Consider the following 19149-nt stretch of genomic DNA (forward strand, 5'->3'; position numbering starts at 1 on the left):
GTTCAGTCCTTGTGCGGAGCGCGTCCGCGATAGTCGTTCTGTCCGGAGCCTGTGCCGAGGTAACTCTCCTTGATTTCCTGGTTCCACTCCTGGTCATCACCGATCCCGGCGACCTCTGGATTGTCCTTCACATAAGCGAGATAGGCCTTGCCGAGATCGTCCACCCCTTGGTCGTAGAATTCCTGACTGGTCATCTGGGCCTGTTGCAAGGGGTCTTTCTGGGCACCGTCGATCCCCTTGTCGATCTCGTGCCCGATGAAGGTGTTGACCGCGTTGCCGACCGTCTCCGCGGCCAGCGGTGCCACCACCAGCGCCGCCGCCGTGGAACCGGGCACCGGAATCGCGGCGATACCGCCTCCCACCACGACTCCGGCACCCAGCTTGGCCCAGTCGCCGGAACGGCCGAGCGACTTGTTCTGTTGCTCCGCCTCGTCCTCGTACGTCTTCTCCGCCTGCTGTACGCGGGAGTGGTCGAGGATGCCGCGCGCTTCGGCACCTGTCGTCAGAGCATCGTGCGCGTTGTCGATGTTCGCTTTGCTCGTTGCGGGGTTGGCGTCGAGCACGCTCAGTGTGTATAGGTGCTCTGCCGCCGTGACGACACCGTGCGAGGTCTCATTCTGGCCGAGCACGCTCAGGAAGCTGACGGCACCCTGGTTGCCGAGGTCCGCACGACCGGCGTACTTCGCCGGAAAGGCCCCCTCGTCCTTCATATGGTCCCCGACCCCGGTCAGGCTGTAGTTGATGTCGTCGATGTACGCCGCCCCCATCTTGCCGAGACTATCGGCCAGTTGGGACTGCTCATGGAGCATCTTCGGCCCGTCCTCGCTCCCGTACAGGAACGCGACCTGTTCCATGACCCCTGCCGTCTCCGCAGTGCGCAGGTCGCGGTTCCCGGGGGTCATCGGGTCCTTGGCGGTCATCGGGTCGCCGTCGTAGACGTATCCGGTGGTGGCGGCCTCCAGCGCGTGGCCGAGGGAGTCGTGGCCCGCGATGACCTTGTTGTCACCGCCCATGATGAAGGCGTCGGACAGCCAGATGCGCTCCTTCGTGAAGTACTTGAGGTTCTCGTTCACCTCCGATTCCTTGTCGACCCCCGCTCCGGCGCCTTCCGGCTGGGCGAAGAACTGCGTCGCGGCCCCGGGGTTGTGGCCGAGGGCCTCCAGGAAGCCGGTCATCGGGTCGCGGCCCCGGTCGTTCTCGCTGTAGAAGTTCAGGTCGCCGTTGTTCCAGTTGTTGATCCACGGACTCATGTGCTCGACGTTGCGTTCCTTGTCGAACGCCACGAGCTTCTCGCCGTAGTCGTTGAGGAACTGGTCGTCGTAGTCGCCGAACCGCATGAGATTGCTCATGACGGCGAATCCACGGGGATTGTTCGCGTGGTCGGTGCCGAGTTCCTCCGGACCCAGCTTGACCATCTTCTGCTCCCAGGACCGCATGGCCGCGCTGTCGGAGAGCGTGGCGGTGCCCAGCGCGACACCCAGGTTCTTCTGGAGGAGCTTGGCCTGTTCCAGCCGCTTCGGGTCGGCTCCGTAGCCCTGGTACGGGTCGGCGACGCCGGCGTAGAACTTCAGCAGCCCGTCGGGCGTCGTGGAAGTGGCGAGCTTCTCCGCGAACAGCGGGTCCTTGCCGTACTTGGCGAGCGTGGCGTTGACCGTGTTCAGCTCGGTCGTCGTGAGGTCGGTCGGGTCCTTCTTGAAGAGCTTGGCGAGCGCCGCGGCCTCGGCGACCGCCTTGGCCGCGGAGTCCCGGTCCGCGTAGTCGGCGCCGGAGAACCCGTGCTCGGCCTGGTCCACGATGAGCCGCAGCGCCTCGGACGCGGTGGTGTCGCTGCGCGTGGCCTTCTGCAGGATCGCCTGGACCCGGTCCCGCAGGCCGTCCACGTCGCTCTGACTGTGCTCGGGGAGTGTGGTGCCCTTGGCGGCACGGTCCGGATGGATGTTCATCGTGACGGTGAACGACCCGTCGCCCGTGTCCCTGACCGTCAGGTTCTTCTTCCCGCTCTGCGAGATCACCTCGTTGAGCTCGTCGCGGAAGGCGACCAGCTCGTCCCGGGTGTCGCCGAGGATGCGGGCGACCGTGCGGGCCTGGGTGTGGGCGTCGGCGAACTCACCCGCGGTCTTGTCCACGAAGGAGCGAGTGACGGTGGCGTTCTCCCCGGCCCACCGGGCCTTCGCCGCCTTGCCGCCCAGGTTGTCCTTGGCGTCGCTCTTGAGGGTCGCCAACTTCTTGACCATCTGCTCCCAGTCGGTGATCGCCTCACCGAGCTGCGAGAAGTTGCCGAAGCGGAGGGCGTCGAGGTCCATCAGGCGCCCTTCCTCTCGTTGAAGCCTGCGTCGAGCGTGGCAATGCTGCTGACGGCTCCCGCGATGTGGACCTCGTCGCCCGCGTGGGCGCCCTTGGTGAAGTCGAGGTGGTTGGAGATGTGCGCGGTGGCGTCCAACAACGACCTGGACTGGTCGATCCAGCGCGACGCCACGTGGTCCAGCGCGCCGCCGAGTGCGAACCCCTGGGTCTTCAGCCCTCCGGCCGCCTTCTGAGAAGCGGCGCGGGCATGCTCGCTCACCCGGCTGAAGCCCTGATGAAGTTCGAAAGCCGCGTCTCCGATCGCGGCCAGATCAGTCTGGTTGACCGCGAGGTCCCCTTGTTGGCTGCCGCCCCCACCACTCGGTTCCGGCGGTAACTGGTTCAACTGCATCCGCTGCGACCGCTGGTCGGCCGCGTCGGCCTTCAGCTGCTCCCACTCGTCCCACACCATGGATCTGAACGCCTCCCGCGAGCCCGGCCGCCCGTTGCCGGCGGCTGTGTGTCAGGGAAGCTACCAATCAGGCGCGCCGCGCGGCCGCCGTACCGTTGTTCGTCACACATTCCGAACAGACGGTGCTTCCGGCGTGCGGTGATCAAGGGAGAGGCACGAGGAATCGTGTACCAATACTTTACGCAGTGTTAACGCTTGTTCACCCCTGAGTGCGCTCTGCCGTGCACCAGTCGTGACACGTGAACGCGCGTAGATGTTCGCTTTCCGGACGCTGCCGCGCTGACCGGCCCTTATGTGCGAGCCGTTCCGTGGCTCCGCGTCCGGAGACCGGATTCTGGACGAGGACTTCCGCTGAGCGGACTGGCTCGCTACTGTCCCCGCCATATGAACGCCCCGTGGCAACGCCGCCGCGGAGCGCAGCCGGTGCCTTGCCAGGCCGGCGGCCTCTCCGTGCGTCGCCGCTGGGACCGGCGTCGCAACCCCGCCGGAGCAGGACCGTCGTCGCTCACCCCGAAGAGGAGAGGGCGTCGTGACAGCGGAGACCTCCCAGACGCTCGACCGAGGACTGCGCGTCCTCAAACTGCTCGCCGACACCGATCACGGCCTGACCGTCACCGAGTTGTCCAACAAGCTCGGTGTCAACCGGACCGTCGTCTACCGATTGCTCGCCACCCTGGAGCAGCACGCCCTGGTCCGCCGTGACCTGGGCGGCCGCGCCCGGGTCGGCCTGGGTGTGCTGCGGCTCGGCCGCCAGGTGCATCCGCTCGTCCGGGAAGCCGCGCTGCCCGCGCTGCGCTCCCTGGCCGAGGACATAGGGGCCACCGCCCATCTCACGCTCGTCGACGGCAGCGACGCCCTCGCGGTCGCCGTCGTCGAGCCCACCTGGACCGACTACCACGTGGCCTACCGGGCCGGCTTCCGGCATCCGCTGGACCGGGGCGCGGCGGGCCGGGCCATCCTGTCGGCCCGGCAGACCACGGAGGCCGGACACCCCGGCTACACCCTCACCCACGGTGAGCTGGAGGCCGGGGCCAGCGGGGCGGCCGCGCCTCTGGTCGGGGTGTCGGGCGTGGAGGGCAGCGTCGGTGTCGTCATGCTCGCCGACGCCGTACCGGAACGGGTCGGGCCCCGCGTGCTCGACGCCGCCCGGGAGGTGGCCGACGCGCTGCGGTAGCCCGTGGCGCCGGGGGTGGCCGACGCGCTGCGGTAGCCAGTACCGGCCGGGAAGTGGCCGGGTCCGCCCTCGCGGAGACGGCGGGGGCGGCGTACGCCTGGCGCGTTCCGGCCGGGGGGCGGCGGTTAGATTGGGTGCGTGCTCACTCGTCTCACGCGCCCCCGCGTCCTCGCCCTCTGCGCGCTGCCCGTCCTCGCCCTCTTCGGTACGGCGGCCTTCGCACCGCTGCCGTTCACCCTGGCCCGGCCCGGGCTGACCGCGGACGTGCTCGGCAAGGACGACGGGCGGCCGGTGATCACCATCACCGGCGCGGAGACCCGGCCCACCGACGGGCAGCTGAGGATGACGACGATCCTCGCCACCGGGCCCAAGGCGGACGTCCGGATCGGCGAGGTGATCGACGGCTGGTTCCGGACCGACCGGGCGGTCATGCCGCGCGACTCCGTCTACCCCACCGGCGGCTCCGAGAAGCAGATCGAGAAGCACAACCTCGACGACATGAAGCAGTCGCAGGACGTCGCCGTCGACGCCGCCCTGAACTACCTGGACCGCGAGCCCGGTTCGCTGCGCGTCGAGGTGGACCTCGGCGACGTCGGCGGCCCGAGCGCCGGCCTCTTCCTCTCCCTCGGCATCATCGACAAGCTCGACGGCAACGGCTCCGGCGGCGACCTCACCGGCGGTCGCACCGTCGCCGGTACGGGGACGATCAGCGCGGACGGCAAGGTCGGCGCGGTCGGCGGCGTGTCGATGAAGGCCCAGGGCGCCCACCGTGACGGGGCGAGCGTCTTCCTCGTGCCGAAGGCCGAGTGCGCTCAGGCGGAGGCCGAGGCGCCCGACGGGCTGCGGATCGTGCCCGTCTCCACGCTGAAGGACGCGGTCGGCTCGCTCAAGGCCCTGGAGACGGGCGGGAAGGTGCCGAGCTGCTGACCTGCGGCGGCACCGGCTCCACGGGTGGCGCCGGCTGTACGGGCTCCGTCACCGGCGCGTCGTCCAGCGTCCGCCAGGACGGGAACACCAGCGGGCTCAGCGTGGCCAGGAAGTAGACCCCGCCCATCGCCAGCAACGCCCCCGTGGTCCCCGCGCCCTCCACCAGCAGCCCGGCCGCCAGCCCGCCCAGCGGCATCGCGAACTCGCAGCCCGCCGTCAGCGCCCCCGACACCCGGCTGCGCAGCCGGTCCGGCACCCGCTCGTAGACCACCGTCGTCAGGATCGGGTTCAGCACACCGCCAGCGATCCCGCCCAGCAGCATCGTCACCGCGAGCGGCAGCGTCGTCCCGGTCACCGCGGCGACCAGGAACCTCGGCGCGCCGCACAGGATGACGCACACCGTGAACACCGTCCGCCGCGAGAACCGGTGCCCCACCGCCCCGTACAGCAGAGCCCCCGCGAGACCGCCCGCCCCGAACAGCGCGGTGAGCAGCCCGATGGCGGTCGCGCCGCCCAGCTCGGCCTCGGCGTGCACGGGGAGCAGCACGGCGTACCAGCCCTGGTCGGTGCCGTTCATGAACATCACCATGACCACGATCGCCAGCAGCAGGCGATTGCCCAGCAAGTGGGCGTATCCCTCGCGGAGTTCGGAGCCGTACGTGCGCAGCGAGACCGGGACCTCGGTCTTGCGCGGCTCGGCCGCGCGCACTCCCCGTACCCCCGCGGCGATCAGCAGGGCGGACAGTCCGAACGTCGCCGCGTCCAGCAGCAGGACCGTCTCCGCGCCGACGAAGGCGATGAGGATCCCGGCCAGCGCCGCGCCGACCATCCGGGCCCCGCGCGTGACCGCGTCGAAGAGGCTGGCGGCCCGGGGGAGCGTGGTGCCGGCGTGCTCGGCCAGGTCCGGGATCAGGACGTAGCGCGCGGTGTTGCCCGGGGTGTGGGCGAACCCGTTGACCGCCATCAGCGCGCACAGCATCCAGAAGTCGAGGACACCGGCGAAGTGCAGCAGCGGGACCGTCGCGATGGCCGACGCGCACACCGCGTCGGAGGCGATGGCGACCCGGCGGCGGCCGATCCGGTCGATGACCGGTCCGCCGATCAGTGCGGCGACGACGATCGGCAGGGTGGCGCAGAAGGCGACGAGCCCGGCCCGGCCCGCGCTGCCGGTGGTCTCCAGGACGAACCAGGGGACGCCGATCAGGGTCAGTGAAGTGCCCGCGGTGGAAATGGCGTTGGCCGCGAGCGTGGCGGCGAGCGGGGTGCGGTTCCCCATGGTGCTGTCTCCCCCGAGTCGATGGTTACGCCGGATGGAAGGCGGCGGCGCGAGGCGCGGTCGCCTCCCGGCTCTGGGTCGTCAGGCGCAGCCCCACCTCGACCAGGGTCCAGCCGACCCGGGTGCGCAGGCTCGCGCGGGGGAGGCGGAACGCCGTTGCCGCGTGGTGGAGTTCGGCGGCCCGGGTGGCGTGCAGGAGGTGGTGGACGTCGGCGTGCATAACGGGATTCCCTTCAGATGGTGGCGAGTCGCGGTGTGCGGCGGCTTCATTCGGAGCGGCGCGGGAAGGCGTGCAGATGGGTCCGGACGACGGCCGATCCCTCGGTGTCGTCGGGGACGCGGCCCCGGTAGCTCTCCATCACTTCGTGGACCTTCTGGGACATCTCCAGGGCGAGTTCCGGGGTGAGGCGGAGCGTGAAGTCGCTCATGTCCCAGCTGCGCTGCCACTCCTGCGACCAGTCGTCCACGGTGCCCAGCCAGGTGTTCAGCTCCTGGGCGTGGGACGTGGCCGTCTCGTACAGGACGAAGTCGATGGCCCCGCGCACCTCCGGGTCGGCATGCGTCCGGAAGTCCGTGGTCTCGAACATCGAGCCTTCGTGCACCGACCGCCACCAGCGCTCGCGCCCCTTGCCCAGCTCCGGAGCGTCTTCGACCAGCCCGCTCTCCGCCAACTGGCGCAGGTGGTAGCTGGTCGCACCGCTGGACTCGCCGAGCCTTTCGCCGAGTTGGGATGCGGTGGCGGGTCCGAAATCACGCAGCGCCTTCAGCAGGCGAATCCGCAGGGGGTGCGCGACGGCGCGCAGCGTTCGGGCGTCGACGTTGTGGATCCTGCGGTCGGTTCCGTCGTGGCGGTAGGGGCGGGGGGCGTCCTCGTTCTCCGGCATACGCCGACACTAGAGATGCAAAGAACTCTTTGCAAGGGTTTTTTGCAACAGGGTCTTTGCAACGACCCCCCGGCAACTCACCCCTCCTCGATGAACCCCTCCGCCACCAGCCACTCCTTCGCCACCTCGTGCGGGTCCTCGCCCTCCACGTCCACCTTGGCGTTCAGCGTCTGAGCGACCTCGGTCGTCAGCTTCCTCGCGAGCGGCTCCAGCAGCTCCGCGATCACCGGGTACTTCTCGAACGTGGCCTCGTGGACGACGGGGGAGGCGTTGTAGTTGGGGAAGAAGTTCTTGTCGTCCTCCAGGACGTCCAGGTCCATCGCCTTGATGCGCCCGTCGGTGGTGAACACCTCGCCGAGCAGGCAGGAGTCGGACTCGGAGACCTGGGTGTAGATGATCCCGGCGTCCATCTTCCGGATGTTGCCCGCCGGGATGTCCATCCCGTACTTCTTCTCCATCCCGGGCAGCCCGTCGTCGCGGGAGGCGAACTCGTTCTCCACGCAGATCGTCACCGCGCCCGGGTCCTTCTTCGCCAGGGCCGCCACGTCCGACAGGGTCTTCAGCCCGTACCTGGCGTTGTTCTTCTTGCTGATGGCGAGCGCGTACGTGTTGTCGAGCGGCGCCGGCGGCAGCCAGACCACCCCGTTGCCCCGGTCCTCGTCCCGCACGGCCTCGTACTGCTTCCTCGGGTCGACGATCGGGTCCGCGTGGCCCAGGAAGGTGATCCAGCCGGTGCCGGTGTAGTCCCACTGCGCGTCGGCGTCGCCGTTGATGATGGCCTCGCGCGCGCTGATCGAGCCCGGCAGGTTCGTCCGGTCCAGGACCTCCGCCCCGGCCGCCTTGAACACCAGGCCGGTCATCTGGCCCAGGATGATGTTCTCGCTGAAGTTCTTCGACGTCACGGTCAGCGTCGCGCCCTTGAGCGGCTCACCCTGCCCGACCGACCCCGGCGACACGTCGTCCACCATCGGCGAACCGCTCTTGAGCCCGCAGCCGCCCAGCGCCAGTGCCAGCGCCACCGCCAGGCCACCGATCGCCACGGCCCCGCGCCGGGGAACGTACGCCGTCCTCCTCATCGCTCCTCCAGCCCGCGCGGCGTCAGCGCCAACTCGGCCAGCGAGGCCAGCCAGTCCACCAGCAGCGCCAGCACCACCGTCAGCACCGAGCCGATGACCAGCACCGGCATCCGCTGCGTCTGGATCCCCGACGTGATCAGGTCGCCCAGTCCGCCGCCCCCGCCGAACGTCGCCAGCGTCGCCGTGCCGACGTTCAGGACGAGTGCCGTACGCACTCCGGCCAGGATCAGCGGCACCGCGAGCGGCAGCTCCACCTTCATCAGGACGCCCCGGCCGGACATCCCCATGCCGCGCGCCGCCTCGATCATGTTCGGCTCGATCGCACGCAGCCCCGCCACCGTGTTGGAGAGCACCGGCAGCACCGCGTAGATCACGATGCCGATGATCGCGGTCCGCGGGCCGATGCCCACCCAGATCACCAGCAGCGCCAACAGGCCGATGGCCGGGGTCGCCTGCCCGATGTTGGCCAGCGCGGTGAACGCCGGGGCCGCCTTCCGCAGCCGCCGCCGGGTCAGCGCGATGCCGAGCGGGATCGCGATGATCAGCACCCAGAACGTGGAGATCGCCGTCAGCCGCACGTGCTGCCACCAGCGCAGCCGCACATTGCCGCCGGTCAGCGAGTTCTCCGCGATCGAGTCCAGCTGGATGTTGGTGATCCAGACGTAGGTGGCGACCAGGACGACCACCAGTACCACCGGCAGGACCACCAGCTTTCGCCAGGTGAACCGGCGCTCCGGCGCGGCCGGGGCGGGGGAGGGGTCGCTCTCCTCGTCGTGGAACGCGTGGCCCTTGACGTCGTGCTCGCCCGGTGGCCGGGTGGGGGCGGCCGGGCCCTTGCCGGAGCGGGCCGGATGGCTGGGACTCATCGGCCGCCGCCACCCCCCTCCAGCTCCTGCTCCGTCTGGTGGACCCGCTGCTCCTCCAGCTCGTGCTGGTGCTCCATCGCCGTCAGCCGGTCGGCCTCCAGCAGCTCCTGCACGTTGTCCATCAACGTCTTCATGTCGACGACCCCGATGAACTCCCCGCGCCGCCCGGTCACCGCGACCCGCCCCCCGCTGTCGGTGAGGACCGCCTCCAGCGCGTCGTGCAGCGTGGCGTCCCGGGTCACCGTGTCGTGCACCAGCTGCCCGGCCCGCGCCAGCGAACCGCGCGCCCGCATCAGGTCGCCGCGCCGCAGCCACTTGTACGGGCGGTTGCGGCGGTCCAGCATCAGCAGCTCGTTGTGCGGGCCGCTGCGCAGCTTGTTGAAGATCGACTGGAGCGGGTCCTCGACCGTCACCGTCGGGAAGTCGGCGATGCCCACATCCCGTACGCGGGTCAGATTCAGCCGCTTCAGGGCCGCGCCCGCGCCGACGAAGCCGGAGACGAAGTCGTCCGTCGGGTTGGTCAGGATCGCCTCGGGGGTGTCGAACTGCGCGATGTGCGAGCGCTCCCGCAGTACCGCGATCCGGTCGCCGAGCTTGATCGCCTCGTCGAAGTCGTGGGTGACGAACACGATCGTCTTGTGCAGCTCTTGCTGGAGCCGGATCAGCTCGTCCTGGAGGTGGTCGCGGGTGATCGGGTCGACCGCCCCGAACGGCTCGTCCATCAGCAGTACGGGAGGGTCGGCGGCCAGCGCCCGCGCCACCCCCACCCGCTGCTGCTGTCCGCCGGAGAGCTGGCGTGGATAGCGGCCGTGGAACTCGCGCGGGTCCAGGCCCACCAGGTCGAGCATCTCCTCCACCCGGCTCCTGACCCGCGACTTGGACCAGCCGACCATCTTCGGGACCAGGGCGATGTTGTCCGCCACCGTCATGTGCGGGAAGAGGCCGGAGGACTGGATCGCGTACCCGATCTTGCGGCGCAGCTTCACCGGGTCGATGTCGGTGACGTCCTCGTCGTCGATCCGGATCCGGCCCGACGTCGGCTCGATCAGCCGGTTGATCATCTTCAGGGTGGTGGACTTCCCGCAGCCGGACGGCCCGACGAAGACCACCGTCTCGCCCGCCCTGATCTCCATCGAGACGTTCTCGACGGCCGGGTTCGGGGTGCCCGGGTAGCTCTTGGTGAGGTTCTCCAGCTGGATGGTGGCTCCGGAGGTGGCGGCGGCCTCCTCCTCCGCGACGACGGCGCCGGTCTCGGTCTCAGGCACGGATCCCCCTCGGGATGGTCAGCCGCCCCAGCAGGACGTACGCGGCGTCGAAGAGCAGGGCCAGGACGACGATGCCGAGCGTGCCCGCGAGGACCTGGTTGATCGCGTTGGCGCTGCCCAGCGAGGCGATGCCCCGGAAGATCTCGTTGCCGAGGCCGGGCCCGGAGGCGTACGCGGCGATGGCGGCGATGCCCATCAGCATCTGGGTCGAGACCCGGATCCCGGTCAGGATCGGCGGCCAGGCGAGCGGCAGCTCCACCCGGCACAGCCGGGCCGGCCGTGACATCCCGATGCCCGTCGCCGCGTCGACCAGGGACGGATCGACGCCCCGCAGCCCGACGATGGCGTTCCGGACGATCGGCAGCAGCCCGTACAGCGTCAGGGTGATCACGGTCGGCGCGACGCCGAGGCCGACCAGCGGGATCAGCAGACCGATCGCGGCGAGCGAGGGAATGGTGAGGATCGTGGCCGTGGAGGTGATGGCGAGCGAGCCGCCCCAGCCGCTGCGGTAGCTCACCACGCCGATGACCACGCCCAGCACGGTCGCGATGACCATGCACTGGAAGACCGCGCTGACGTGCTGGAACGCGTCCGTGAGGAGCTGCTGGTGGCGGGTGTTCAGATACTCCCAGAAGCTCACACGGCGCTCCTTCGGATCGGGTGGCCTCCCGAGCCCTTCGCTCAGTCGGTGTCCTCGGCCGCCTGTTCCACCAGCGGGATGATCCGCAGCGGAACCGGGTTCTCCATGACGATCGCCGTGGAGGCCCGGACAATGCCATCAAATCCGACAACCCGGTCGATCACCCGCTGGAGATCGGCGTTGGACCGGGCCACCAGGCGGCAGAACATGTCGCCGTGCCCGGTGGTGGTGTGCAGCTCCAGCACCTCCGGCACCCCGCCCAAATGGGCGCGTACGTCCGCCCCTTGGCCCTGCTTGATCTCCAGCGTGGCGAACGCGGTGACCGGGTAGCCGAGCGCCGCCGGATCCACGTCGGGGCCGAACCCCCGGATGACGCCGTTCGACTGAAGACGGTCCAGCCGCGCCTGCACGGTCCCGCGCGCCACCCCGAGCCGCCGGGATGCTTCGAGGACACCGATCCGCGGTTCGCGCGCCAGGAGCACGATGAGCCGCCCGTCCAGATGATCGATCGCCATGAGCCCGCCTCTGATGGTCAGCCTGTACAGATAGTCCGGCCATCATGGCGATTCGCTGGGCACATTGACCAGTCGATGCGCGAACTATTGCGCACCTTGCGATGTGGGGAGAGCCTTCGAACATGACTGAGACTCTGCACACCAGCCCCGAAACCGTCCGGCAGGCCGACCCCTTCCCGGTCAAGGGAATGGACGCGGTCGTCTTCGCCGTGGGCAACGCCAAGCAGGCCGCGCACTACTACTCGACCGCCTTCGGTATGAAGCTGGTCGCCTACTCCGGACCGGAGAACGGCACCCGCGAGACCGCGAGTTACGTCCTGACCAACGGCGCCGCCCGCTTCGTGTTCACCTCCGTGATCAAACCGTCCACCGAGTGGGGAACCTTCCTCGCCGACCACGTCGCCGAGCACGGCGACGGCGTCATCGACCTCGCGATCGAGGTCCCGGACGCCCGCGCCGCGTACGCGTACGCCGTCGAGCACGGCGCCCGCGGCCTCACCGAGCCGCACGAGGTCAAGGACGAGCACGGCACCGTCGTCCTCGCCGCCATCGCCACGTACGGCAAGACCCGCCACACCCTGGTGGAGCGCTCCGGCTACGAGGGCCCCTACCTCCCCGGCTTCGCCGCGGCCTCGCCGATGGTCGAGCCGCCCGCCAAGCGCACCTTCCAGGCGATCGACCACTGCGTCGGCAACGTCGAGCTCGGCCGGATGAACGAGTGGGTCGGCTTCTACAACCAGGTCATGGGCTTCACCAACATGAAGGAGTTCGTGGGCGACGACATCGCCACCGAGTACTCCGCCCTGATGTCGAAGGTCGTCGCCGACGGCACGCTCAAGGTCAAGTTCCCGATCAACGAGCCGGCCATCGCGAAGAAGAAGTCGCAGATCGACGAGTACCTGGAGTTCTACGGCGGCGCGGGTGTCCAGCACATCGCGCTCGCCACGAACGACATCGTCGCCTCGGTCCGCGCGATGCGCGCCGCCGGCGTCCAGTTCCTGGACACCCCCGACTCGTACTACGACACGCTCGGCGAGTGGGCCGGCGAGACCCGGGTGCCGGTCGAGACCCTGCGCGAGCTGAAGATCCTCGTCGACCGCGACGAGGACGGCTATCTGCTGCAGATCTTCACCAAGCCGGTCCAGGACCGGCCGACCGTCTTCTTCGAGATGATCGAGCGCCACGGCTCCATGGGCTTCGGCAAGGGCAACTTCAAGGCCCTGTTCGAGGCGATCGAGCGGGAGCAGGAGAAGCGCGGCAACCTCTGAGCCGTACCATGCGCACATGACGCCGCCGCGGCCCGGGGCAGTACCCCGGACCGCGGCGGCCGTGTCGTTCACGGAGTCCTGTCCGGGTCAGGGGCTCTTCGACGCCTCGGCCGCCTCCGGCTTTCCGGCCACCGGGCTACTCGCCGCGGACTTCGACGGGGACGGGGAAGGGGCCGCTTTCGAGGGGGCCGAACCCTCGGGCGTCGTCTCCCGCTGCGTCTCCGGCTTCGGCTCCGGGGCGGGCGGCGGCGGAGCCGGCCGCGTGTCGCCCGGCCCGCCCGGCGGCGGCTCGCCCAGCGCGTCCAGCGCCTGACGGGCCAGCGGCGCGGCGAGCGGCGAGAAGGCCGGGTTGGTGCGCACGGCCTGCTCCAGATTCCGGCGCGCCGGACCGTAGTCCTCCAGTTCCCGCTGGATCACGCCCAGGTGGTACGCGTACGAGGCGTTCCGCACGCCCGTGTCCGCGGCCCGCTGCGCGTACGCCAGGCCCTCTTCGGAGTCCCCCGCCCGGTGCAGCGCCCAGCCCAGCGCGTCCGCCACCGCCGCACTGCGGTGCTGCTTCGCCCACTGGCCGCGCAACAGCTCCACCGCCGCCTGCGGGTCCCCGTGGTCGGCCTCGAAACGGGCCAGCACCAGGGACTCGTCGACCCCGGCCTTCTTCGCCCCGGCCACCATCTCCCGCAGCGCCGCGTACTGGGTGCGGGCGTCCCCGTCCAGCCCCAGCGACGCGTACAGCTCGCCCAGCTCCAGGGCGTACTCCGGGCGCGGGAGCTTCTCCAGAGCGCTCCGGTACGCGGCCAGCGCCTCGTCGGTGCGCTCCAGCGCCACCAGCGCCCGGGCCCGGCCTGCCAGCGAGGCGTGGTGACCGGCGTCCGTGCGCAGCGCCGCGTCGAACTGCGCCACCGCCTCCTCCGGTTCGCCCCGCTCCCAGGCCAGCTCGCCGAGCCGGTGCAGCGCCTCGGCCTTCTCGGTAGGCTGCGTCGCCCGGTCCGCCGCCTCCCTGGCGGTGGCCAGCGCATCCTCGCGCCAGCCCTGGCCCCGGTACAGCTCGGCGGTGCGGGCCAGCGCCGGAACGCCCTTGCGCAGCTCGCCGAACTTCTCCGTCGCCGCGGTCGCCGCCTTCTGGTCGCCGAGCCCGGTGTACGCGTCGATGAGGACCGGGTACACGCTCCAGGCCTTCGGCTGCTGCCTCTTCACGGTCTCGCCCCACCGCTTCGCCGCGAGGAAGTCGTGCCGGGCGTTGGCCAGGGCCGCCAGGCCCACCCACGCCTCCTCGTTCCCGCGCTCGCCCGCCCGCGCCTCCAGCGAACGCTTCAGGGTCTCCTCGGCGCGGGCGTAGTACGTCGTGTCCGCCGAACGCCGCGCCCACTCCACGTACGCCGTGCCGAGCGTCGCCAGGGACGGGGCGTCCTTCGGGTGGGACTCCACCCACTTCTGCCGGTCCCCGATCAGCGCGGTGAGGTCCGACAGCGAGGCGGGGGAGCCCGCGGACGCCGCCGCCTCGGCCCGCTCGACCGGCCCCGGCTCCTTCGGCCCGTCGCCCTCCCCGTCCTCCACCGCCACCAGCGCCCCGGCCAGCAGCACCCCGGCGGCGACCGCGCCGAACGCGGCCCGGCGCAACGTCGTCCGCAGGGTGGGCGGCGGCGGGGGTACGGCGGTGGCGCCTTCGGCGGGCATCACGTAAGAGGCTTGCGGGTCCAGCGGGTCCAGCGGGCCCTGAGGCCCCTGCGGGTCCTGAGGCCCCTGCGGGTCCTGAGGCCCCTGGGGGCCCTGAGGCCGCTGCGGGGGCGGCTCGGGCGGCTGGCGGGACTCCGGACCCTGCTGCGGCATGACATCCATGGCCATCACTGTGCGTCAGTCATACGAGCACACCGCTCCTTCGGATCGCCGCCGCCCACGGGTTCACACCATTGGCCCCGGGTGTCACGCTTGGATCATGAGCGATCTCCTCGAACGGCTGCGCGCGGGACTGCCCCCCGAGACGCTGATCACCGATCCGGACGTCACCGCGTCCTACGCCCACGACATGGCGAGCTTCTGCGAGGCCGGCACCCCGGCCGTCGTGGTGCTCCCGCGCACGGTCGAGCAGGTCCAGCACGTCATGCGCACCGCCACCGCGCTGCGCGTCCCGGTCGTCCCGCAGGGCGCCCGCACCGGCCTGTCCGGCGCGGCCAACGCCTCGGACGGCTGCATCGTGCTCTCCCTGGTGAAGATGGACCGAATCCTGGAGATCAGCCCGGTCGACCGGATCGCCGTCGTCGAACCGGGCGTCGTCAACGCGGTGCTGTCCCGCGCGGTCGACGAACACGGTCTGTACTACCCGCCGGACCCCTCCAGCTGGGAGACCTGCACCATCGGCGGCAACATCGGCACCGCCTCCGGCGGCCTGTGCTGCGTGAAGTACGGGGTCACCGCCGAGTACGTCCTGGGCCTGGACGTCGTCCTCGCCGACGGACGGCTCCTGACCACCGGCCGCCGCACCGCCAAGGGCGTCGCCGGATACGACCTGACCCGGCTCTTCGTCGGCTCCGAGGGCAGTCTCGGAGTCGTCGTCAAGGCCGTCCTCGCGCTGCGACCGCAGCCGCCCCAGCAGCTCGTCCTCGCCGCCGAGTTCCCCTCGGCAGCCGCCGCCTGTGACGCTGTGTGCCGGATCATGGAGCGTGGTCACACCCCGTCACTCCTCGAACTGATGGACCGTACGACCGTGCGTGCCGTCAACGCGATGGCCTCCATGGGCCTGCCCGAGACCACCGAGGCCCTGCTGCTCTGCGCCTTCGACACCCCCGACCCATCGGCCGACCTCGCCGCCGTCGGAGCCCTGTGCACCGCCGCCGGGGCCACCGAGGTGGTCCCCGCCGACAATCCCGCCGAGTCCGAACTCCTCCTCCAGGCCCGCCGGATGTCGCTCACCGCGCTGGAGACCGTCAAGCCCGCCACGATGATCGACGACGTCTGCGTACCGCGCTCGCAGCTCGGCGCGATGCTCGCGGGCACGGCGGCCATCGCCGAGGAGTACGACCTCACCATCGGCGTCTGCGCCCACGCGGGCGACGGCAACACCCACCCCGTCGTCTGCTTCGACCACCACGACCCCGACGAGTCCCGCCGGGCCCGCGAGTCCTTCGACGCGATCATGGCGCTCGGCCTCGAACTGGGCGGGACCATCACCGGCGAGCACGGCGTCGGTGTCCTCAAGAAGGAGTGGCTCGCCCGTGAACTGGGCGAGACCGGCCTCGAACTGCAGCGCTCCATCAAGGCGGCCTTCGACCCGCTGGGCCTCCTCAACCCCGGCAAGCTCTTCTGACAGCGGCCCTCCCGTCCGGCCGCCCTCACGCCTCGCCGTCCTGGGACGGCGCCTCGTCCGACTGCCACGGGTCGCTCAGCCAGAGGTCGTCGGCCGGCAGCGGGGCCAACAGCTCCGCCAGCGCCTCGTCGATGCCGAGCCGGTCGCTCTCGGAGCCCGGCGGCACCACCCGCAGGGTCCGCTCCACCCAGGCGGCCACGGCCGCCGAGTTCATTTCGAGCAGGGCGTTGCCGTCGGGAGATGTGAGGGCCACACAGATGACGCTGCGGCCCGCCACCTTCGTCGGCCAGATCCGTACGTCCCCGTGCCCGCACGGCCGGAACACGCCCTCCACCAGCAGCTCCCGGGCGAACGTCCAGTGCACGGGCGACTCGGAGCCGATGTGGAAGGCGATGTGCACGGCGTACGGGTCATCCGTGCGATACGTCAGCCGGGCGGGTACCGGAATGGACCGCTCGGGGGACAGGACCAGCTTCAGTTCCAGCTCGCGTTCCACGATGCTCATCATGCGAATGCACAACCTTCCGGTGCTCGTGGGCCGGCCCCGTGACCGTCCCGCACAAGGAGAGAGCGCCCTCCCCGTCACCTATTACGCGACTTCTCAAAAAAACTTCGCGCAGTCCCGAAAGTGGTCCCAAACAGGTGGACCGGCCCGGGGGCGGCCGGCGGTCTGATAGATGTGGACCCTTGTATTGAGGCCGTCCGCCCGCCCGGCGGGGACGGCCTGAGGCCTCGAAGAGATACGGGACCCGCTGATGAGCGCGCCAACTCCGGCACCCGGTGACGAAAGCCCCCGCGAGGGCTACTACCCCGACCCCTCCATTCCCGGTTACGTCCGGTACTGGAACGGCGCTTCCTGGGTCCCCGGCACGAGCCGCCCCGCGCCCCGTCAGACGGATCCGGCCGCCGCTCCCGCCGCCGGTGGGCCGAGTGCGCCGGTGGAGGAGACCGCGCCGGTGGAGGAGACCGGGCCGATCTTCTTCGACGAGGAGGACGGTCCCCAGGAGGGCTTCCAGGACGGCCCGGCGGCCCCGGCGGCCAGGTCCGGTGAACCCGCCGCGGACCACGCGGGCTCCCCGTCCGTCTGGCAGGCGGACACCGCACGCCGACACGGTTTCGGCGGCGAACGGGACCGCCGGGTCGACTGGGGCGGGCCGGCCCAGGAGCCCGCCGGCCACCCGTCGGCGTCGGCCGACCCGAGGGCGCCCCTGGCCCAGGCCCCGTCCGGCGGCGCCCTGCCGGGGACGCGGGACGACGGCCGGTCCGCCGAGGGGACCGGGGCGCGTCCGCCGACCGACGGGACGGTCACGATCCGCGCGGTGGGACCGCGCGCCGCGAGGCCCGACGCCGCACAGTCCAACACCGTTCAGCCGGCTGCCCCGGCGCCGTCGAACGCCGGTACGCAGCAGGGGCCGCAGAACGTGGGTGCGGCACAGAACAGCCTCGCACCGGCTCCCGCGCCCCGGGCACTGCCGCCGCAGGCACAGCACTCACAGCAGCCGCAGCACTCACAGCAGCCACTGGCACAGCAGGTGCGGCCACAGCAGGCACCGGTACAGCAGGCGTCCCTGCCGACCCCCGCGCCGGCCGCCCCGGCGCCGGCTCCCGCCCCCGTACCGCAGGAAGTGCGGCAGGGGCCGGTCCAGGCGCCCGCCCCCGTGCCCACGCCGTCCCCCGCCCCCGCGCCCCCGGTGGCCCCGCACACGCCGCTGACCCCGGGCCCCGGCGGCGGCTCGGCCTCCTGGGCGCAGCAGGTCCACCAACTGGCCCAGCCCGAACCGCGACAGCAGCAACCACACCAGCAGCAGCAACCACACCAGCAGCAGCAACCGCACCAGCGTCAGCGCCAGGGGCCGGGTGCGGACCAGCCCGTCGTGCCCTGGAAGCCGCCGGTCGACGACCCCTTCCAGCAACTCGCCCGCAACCAGGCCTCGGCCCGGCCCGCGGGGCTCGGCAAGCGGTTCGCCGCCCGGCTGGTCGACAGTCTCGTGCTCGGCGCGGCCGTCGGGGCCGCGGCCGTTCCGCTGGCGACCCGGGCGCTCGACCACATCGACCGGAAGATCACCGCGGCGAAGGAGACGGGCGAGACGGTCACCGTCTGGCTGCTGGACTCGACCACCGGGGCGCTGCTGGGGGCGCTGCTCGCCGCGTTCCTCCTCATCGGCTTCCTTCTGGAGGCGCTGCCGACGGCCAAGTGGGGCCGGACGCTGGGCAAGAAGCTCTGCGGTCTCGACGTACGGGACATCGAGTCCCACGACGCGCCCACCCTGGGCGCGGCCCTGCGCCGCTGGCTCGTCTACGGCGTGCTGGGGCTGCTCGTCATCGGCGTGGTCAACGTTCTCTGGTGCCTGATCGACCGGCCCTGGCGCCAGTGCTGGCACGACAAGGCGGCCCGCACCTTCGTCGCCGGCTGACCGGGCCAGAGCCGCCCGAGCGCGCGGTGACATGCCCGTTGAGACTCGGATGCCGCTCCGTGTCCCCCGAACGCACCTGAGCCGTTGCGGGGCCCGGTGGAGCGGGATGCACTGCCCCCATGAGCAACGACCAGCCGACGCCCGGCCAGCCGCCCGAGGACGACGATCCGTTCCTCAAGAAGCCGCAGGAGCCCTCGCCGCCGTCCGAAGGTCGGCCGTACGGCAGCGCGCCCCCGCCGCCGCCCCCGCCCCCGCCCAACGATCCGTACGGCAGCGGCGGCGGCTTCGGAGCGCCCGATCCGCTGGCCGGAATGCCGCCGCTCGCCGAGCCGGGGAAGCGGATCCTGGCGCGGCTCATCGACTTCCTCGTCATCTCGATCCCGCTGTACCTGATCTCGCTGCCCTGGGGCGGCGCGGTCGACGTCAACGGGGACGGCGACGACGGGTTCGGGGACGCCGTCGCCAACGGGTACGGCGGGAGCCAGCTGGTCTGGTCGATCATCGGCCTGGTGGTCTACGTCGCCTACGACACGTACTTCACCCACAAGGACGGCCGCACGCTGGGCAAGCGGCTGCTCAAGATGCGCGTCGCGATGCTCAACGACGGGCGCGTGCCCGACACCGGGGCCGCGCTGATGCGGGCCGTCGTGCTCTGGGCCCCGGCGCTGCTGTGCTGCCCGTGCCTGTGGTGGCTGATCAACATCGTGCTGATGTTCACCGACAAGCCCTACCGGCAAGGGCTCCAGGACAAGGCGGCCAAGACGGTCGTGGTGGCCGTCCGCTAGCGG

Annotated in this window: 18 protein-coding genes; 6 read left to right on the forward strand and 12 right to left on the reverse strand. The window is 71.0% G+C overall.

The annotated features are described in order from the left end of the window. Positions 1 to 2 precede the first annotated feature (2 nt). Together ACH4KB_RS30330 and ACH4KB_RS30335 are read right to left on the reverse strand one after the other, a co-directional pair. A complete protein-coding gene (locus ACH4KB_RS30330; protein WP_398069034.1) occupies positions 3 to 2303 on the reverse strand; it encodes a hypothetical protein in 2301 nt (766 codons plus the stop codon). After that, positions 2303 to 2755, reverse strand: a complete 453-nt coding sequence (locus ACH4KB_RS30335) for a hypothetical protein (RefSeq protein ID WP_398069035.1) — start codon at positions 2753 to 2755, stop codon at positions 2303 to 2305. Before ACH4KB_RS30335 ends, ACH4KB_RS30330 begins: the two co-directional genes overlap by 1 nt. A gap of 529 nt (positions 2756 to 3284) precedes the next feature. On the opposite strand from ACH4KB_RS30335, the gene ACH4KB_RS30340 reads away from it, so the two are divergent. Continuing rightward, positions 3285 to 3929: an IclR family transcriptional regulator gene (locus ACH4KB_RS30340; protein ID WP_018958460.1), complete on the forward strand. Its 645-nt coding sequence runs from the start codon at positions 3285 to 3287 to the stop codon at positions 3927 to 3929. 138 nt (positions 3930 to 4067) lie between these two features. Continuing rightward, entirely contained in the window at positions 4068 to 4856 is a 789-nt protein-coding gene (locus ACH4KB_RS30345) for a S16 family serine protease (RefSeq protein WP_398069036.1), read from the forward strand. On the opposite strand, the gene ACH4KB_RS30350 is transcribed toward ACH4KB_RS30345, so the two are convergent. The 8 genes from ACH4KB_RS30350 to ACH4KB_RS30385 form a co-directional block, all read right to left on the reverse strand. Next, positions 4816 to 6132, reverse strand: a complete 1317-nt coding sequence (locus ACH4KB_RS30350) for an MFS transporter (protein ID WP_398069037.1) — start codon at positions 6130 to 6132, stop codon at positions 4816 to 4818. The two genes, ACH4KB_RS30345 and ACH4KB_RS30350, sit on opposite strands and share 41 nt — an antisense overlap. Before the next feature lie 25 nt (positions 6133 to 6157). After that, positions 6158 to 6352, reverse strand: coding sequence for a hypothetical protein (locus ACH4KB_RS30355; protein WP_398069038.1), 195 nt, complete (start codon positions 6350 to 6352; stop codon positions 6158 to 6160). 46 nt (positions 6353 to 6398) lie between these two features. Then, the gene (locus ACH4KB_RS30360) at positions 6399 to 7016 is read right to left on the reverse strand and encodes an ArsR/SmtB family transcription factor (RefSeq protein ID WP_398069039.1); all 618 of its coding nucleotides are present in this window, start codon (positions 7014 to 7016) and stop codon (positions 6399 to 6401) included. A 77-nt stretch (positions 7017 to 7093) separates the two neighbouring features. After that, positions 7094 to 8092, reverse strand: coding sequence for a glycine betaine ABC transporter substrate-binding protein (locus ACH4KB_RS30365; RefSeq protein ID WP_398069040.1), 999 nt, complete (start codon positions 8090 to 8092; stop codon positions 7094 to 7096). Next, complete coding sequence (locus ACH4KB_RS30370; protein ID WP_398069041.1) at positions 8089 to 8958, reverse strand: ABC transporter permease; 870 nt, start codon at positions 8956 to 8958, stop codon at positions 8089 to 8091. Before ACH4KB_RS30370 ends, ACH4KB_RS30365 begins: the two co-directional genes overlap by 4 nt. Continuing rightward, entirely contained in the window at positions 8955 to 10223 is a 1269-nt protein-coding gene (locus tag ACH4KB_RS30375) for an ABC transporter ATP-binding protein (protein ID WP_398069042.1), read from the reverse strand. Before ACH4KB_RS30375 ends, ACH4KB_RS30370 begins: the two co-directional genes overlap by 4 nt. Continuing rightward, a complete protein-coding gene (locus ACH4KB_RS30380; RefSeq protein ID WP_398069043.1) occupies positions 10216 to 10863 on the reverse strand; it encodes an ABC transporter permease in 648 nt (215 codons plus the stop codon). Before ACH4KB_RS30380 ends, ACH4KB_RS30375 begins: the two co-directional genes overlap by 8 nt. A gap of 41 nt (positions 10864 to 10904) precedes the next feature. Next, positions 10905 to 11378, reverse strand: coding sequence for an Lrp/AsnC family transcriptional regulator (locus ACH4KB_RS30385; RefSeq protein WP_003968841.1), 474 nt, complete (start codon positions 11376 to 11378; stop codon positions 10905 to 10907). A gap of 122 nt (positions 11379 to 11500) precedes the next feature. Between ACH4KB_RS30385 and hppD the strand changes: the two genes are divergently transcribed. Continuing rightward, on the forward strand, positions 11501 to 12646 hold the full coding sequence (gene hppD / locus ACH4KB_RS30390; protein ID WP_265601341.1) for a 4-hydroxyphenylpyruvate dioxygenase: 1146 nt from the start codon (positions 11501 to 11503) through the stop codon (positions 12644 to 12646). Between the two features lie 87 nt (positions 12647 to 12733). On the opposite strand, the gene ACH4KB_RS30395 is transcribed toward hppD, so the two are convergent. After that, the gene (locus ACH4KB_RS30395) at positions 12734 to 14488 is read right to left on the reverse strand and encodes a tetratricopeptide repeat protein (protein WP_398069044.1); all 1755 of its coding nucleotides are present in this window, start codon (positions 14486 to 14488) and stop codon (positions 12734 to 12736) included. 91 nt (positions 14489 to 14579) lie between these two features. Between ACH4KB_RS30395 and ACH4KB_RS30400 the strand changes: the two genes are divergently transcribed. Further along, positions 14580 to 15947 (forward strand): FAD-binding oxidoreductase, encoded by a 1368-nt coding sequence (locus ACH4KB_RS30400; RefSeq protein ID WP_398069045.1) that lies wholly within the window; start codon positions 14580 to 14582, stop codon positions 15945 to 15947. A 25-nt stretch (positions 15948 to 15972) separates the two neighbouring features. On the opposite strand, the gene ACH4KB_RS30405 is transcribed toward ACH4KB_RS30400, so the two are convergent. Further along, positions 15973 to 16455 carry an SsgA family sporulation/cell division regulator gene (locus ACH4KB_RS30405; RefSeq protein ID WP_398069046.1) on the reverse strand — a complete coding sequence of 161 codons (483 nt, stop codon included), beginning with the start codon at positions 16453 to 16455 and terminating at the stop codon, positions 15973 to 15975. Positions 16456 to 16702: 247 nt separating this feature from the next. Here ACH4KB_RS30405 and ACH4KB_RS30410 point away from each other — a divergent pair, with 247 nt between their 5' ends. Beyond that, positions 16703 to 18361 (forward strand): RDD family protein, encoded by a 1659-nt coding sequence (locus ACH4KB_RS30410; RefSeq protein ID WP_398069047.1) that lies wholly within the window; start codon positions 16703 to 16705, stop codon positions 18359 to 18361. A gap of 119 nt (positions 18362 to 18480) precedes the next feature. After that, on the forward strand, positions 18481 to 19146 hold the full coding sequence (locus tag ACH4KB_RS30415) for an RDD family protein (RefSeq protein ID WP_398069048.1): 666 nt from the start codon (positions 18481 to 18483) through the stop codon (positions 19144 to 19146). Positions 19147 to 19149 lie beyond the last annotated feature (3 nt).

Origin of the sequence: Streptomyces sp. NPDC017520, assembly GCF_044329855.1 — a bacterium.
In the GTDB taxonomy this organism is placed as follows: Bacteria; Actinomycetota; Actinomycetes; order Streptomycetales; family Streptomycetaceae; genus Streptomyces.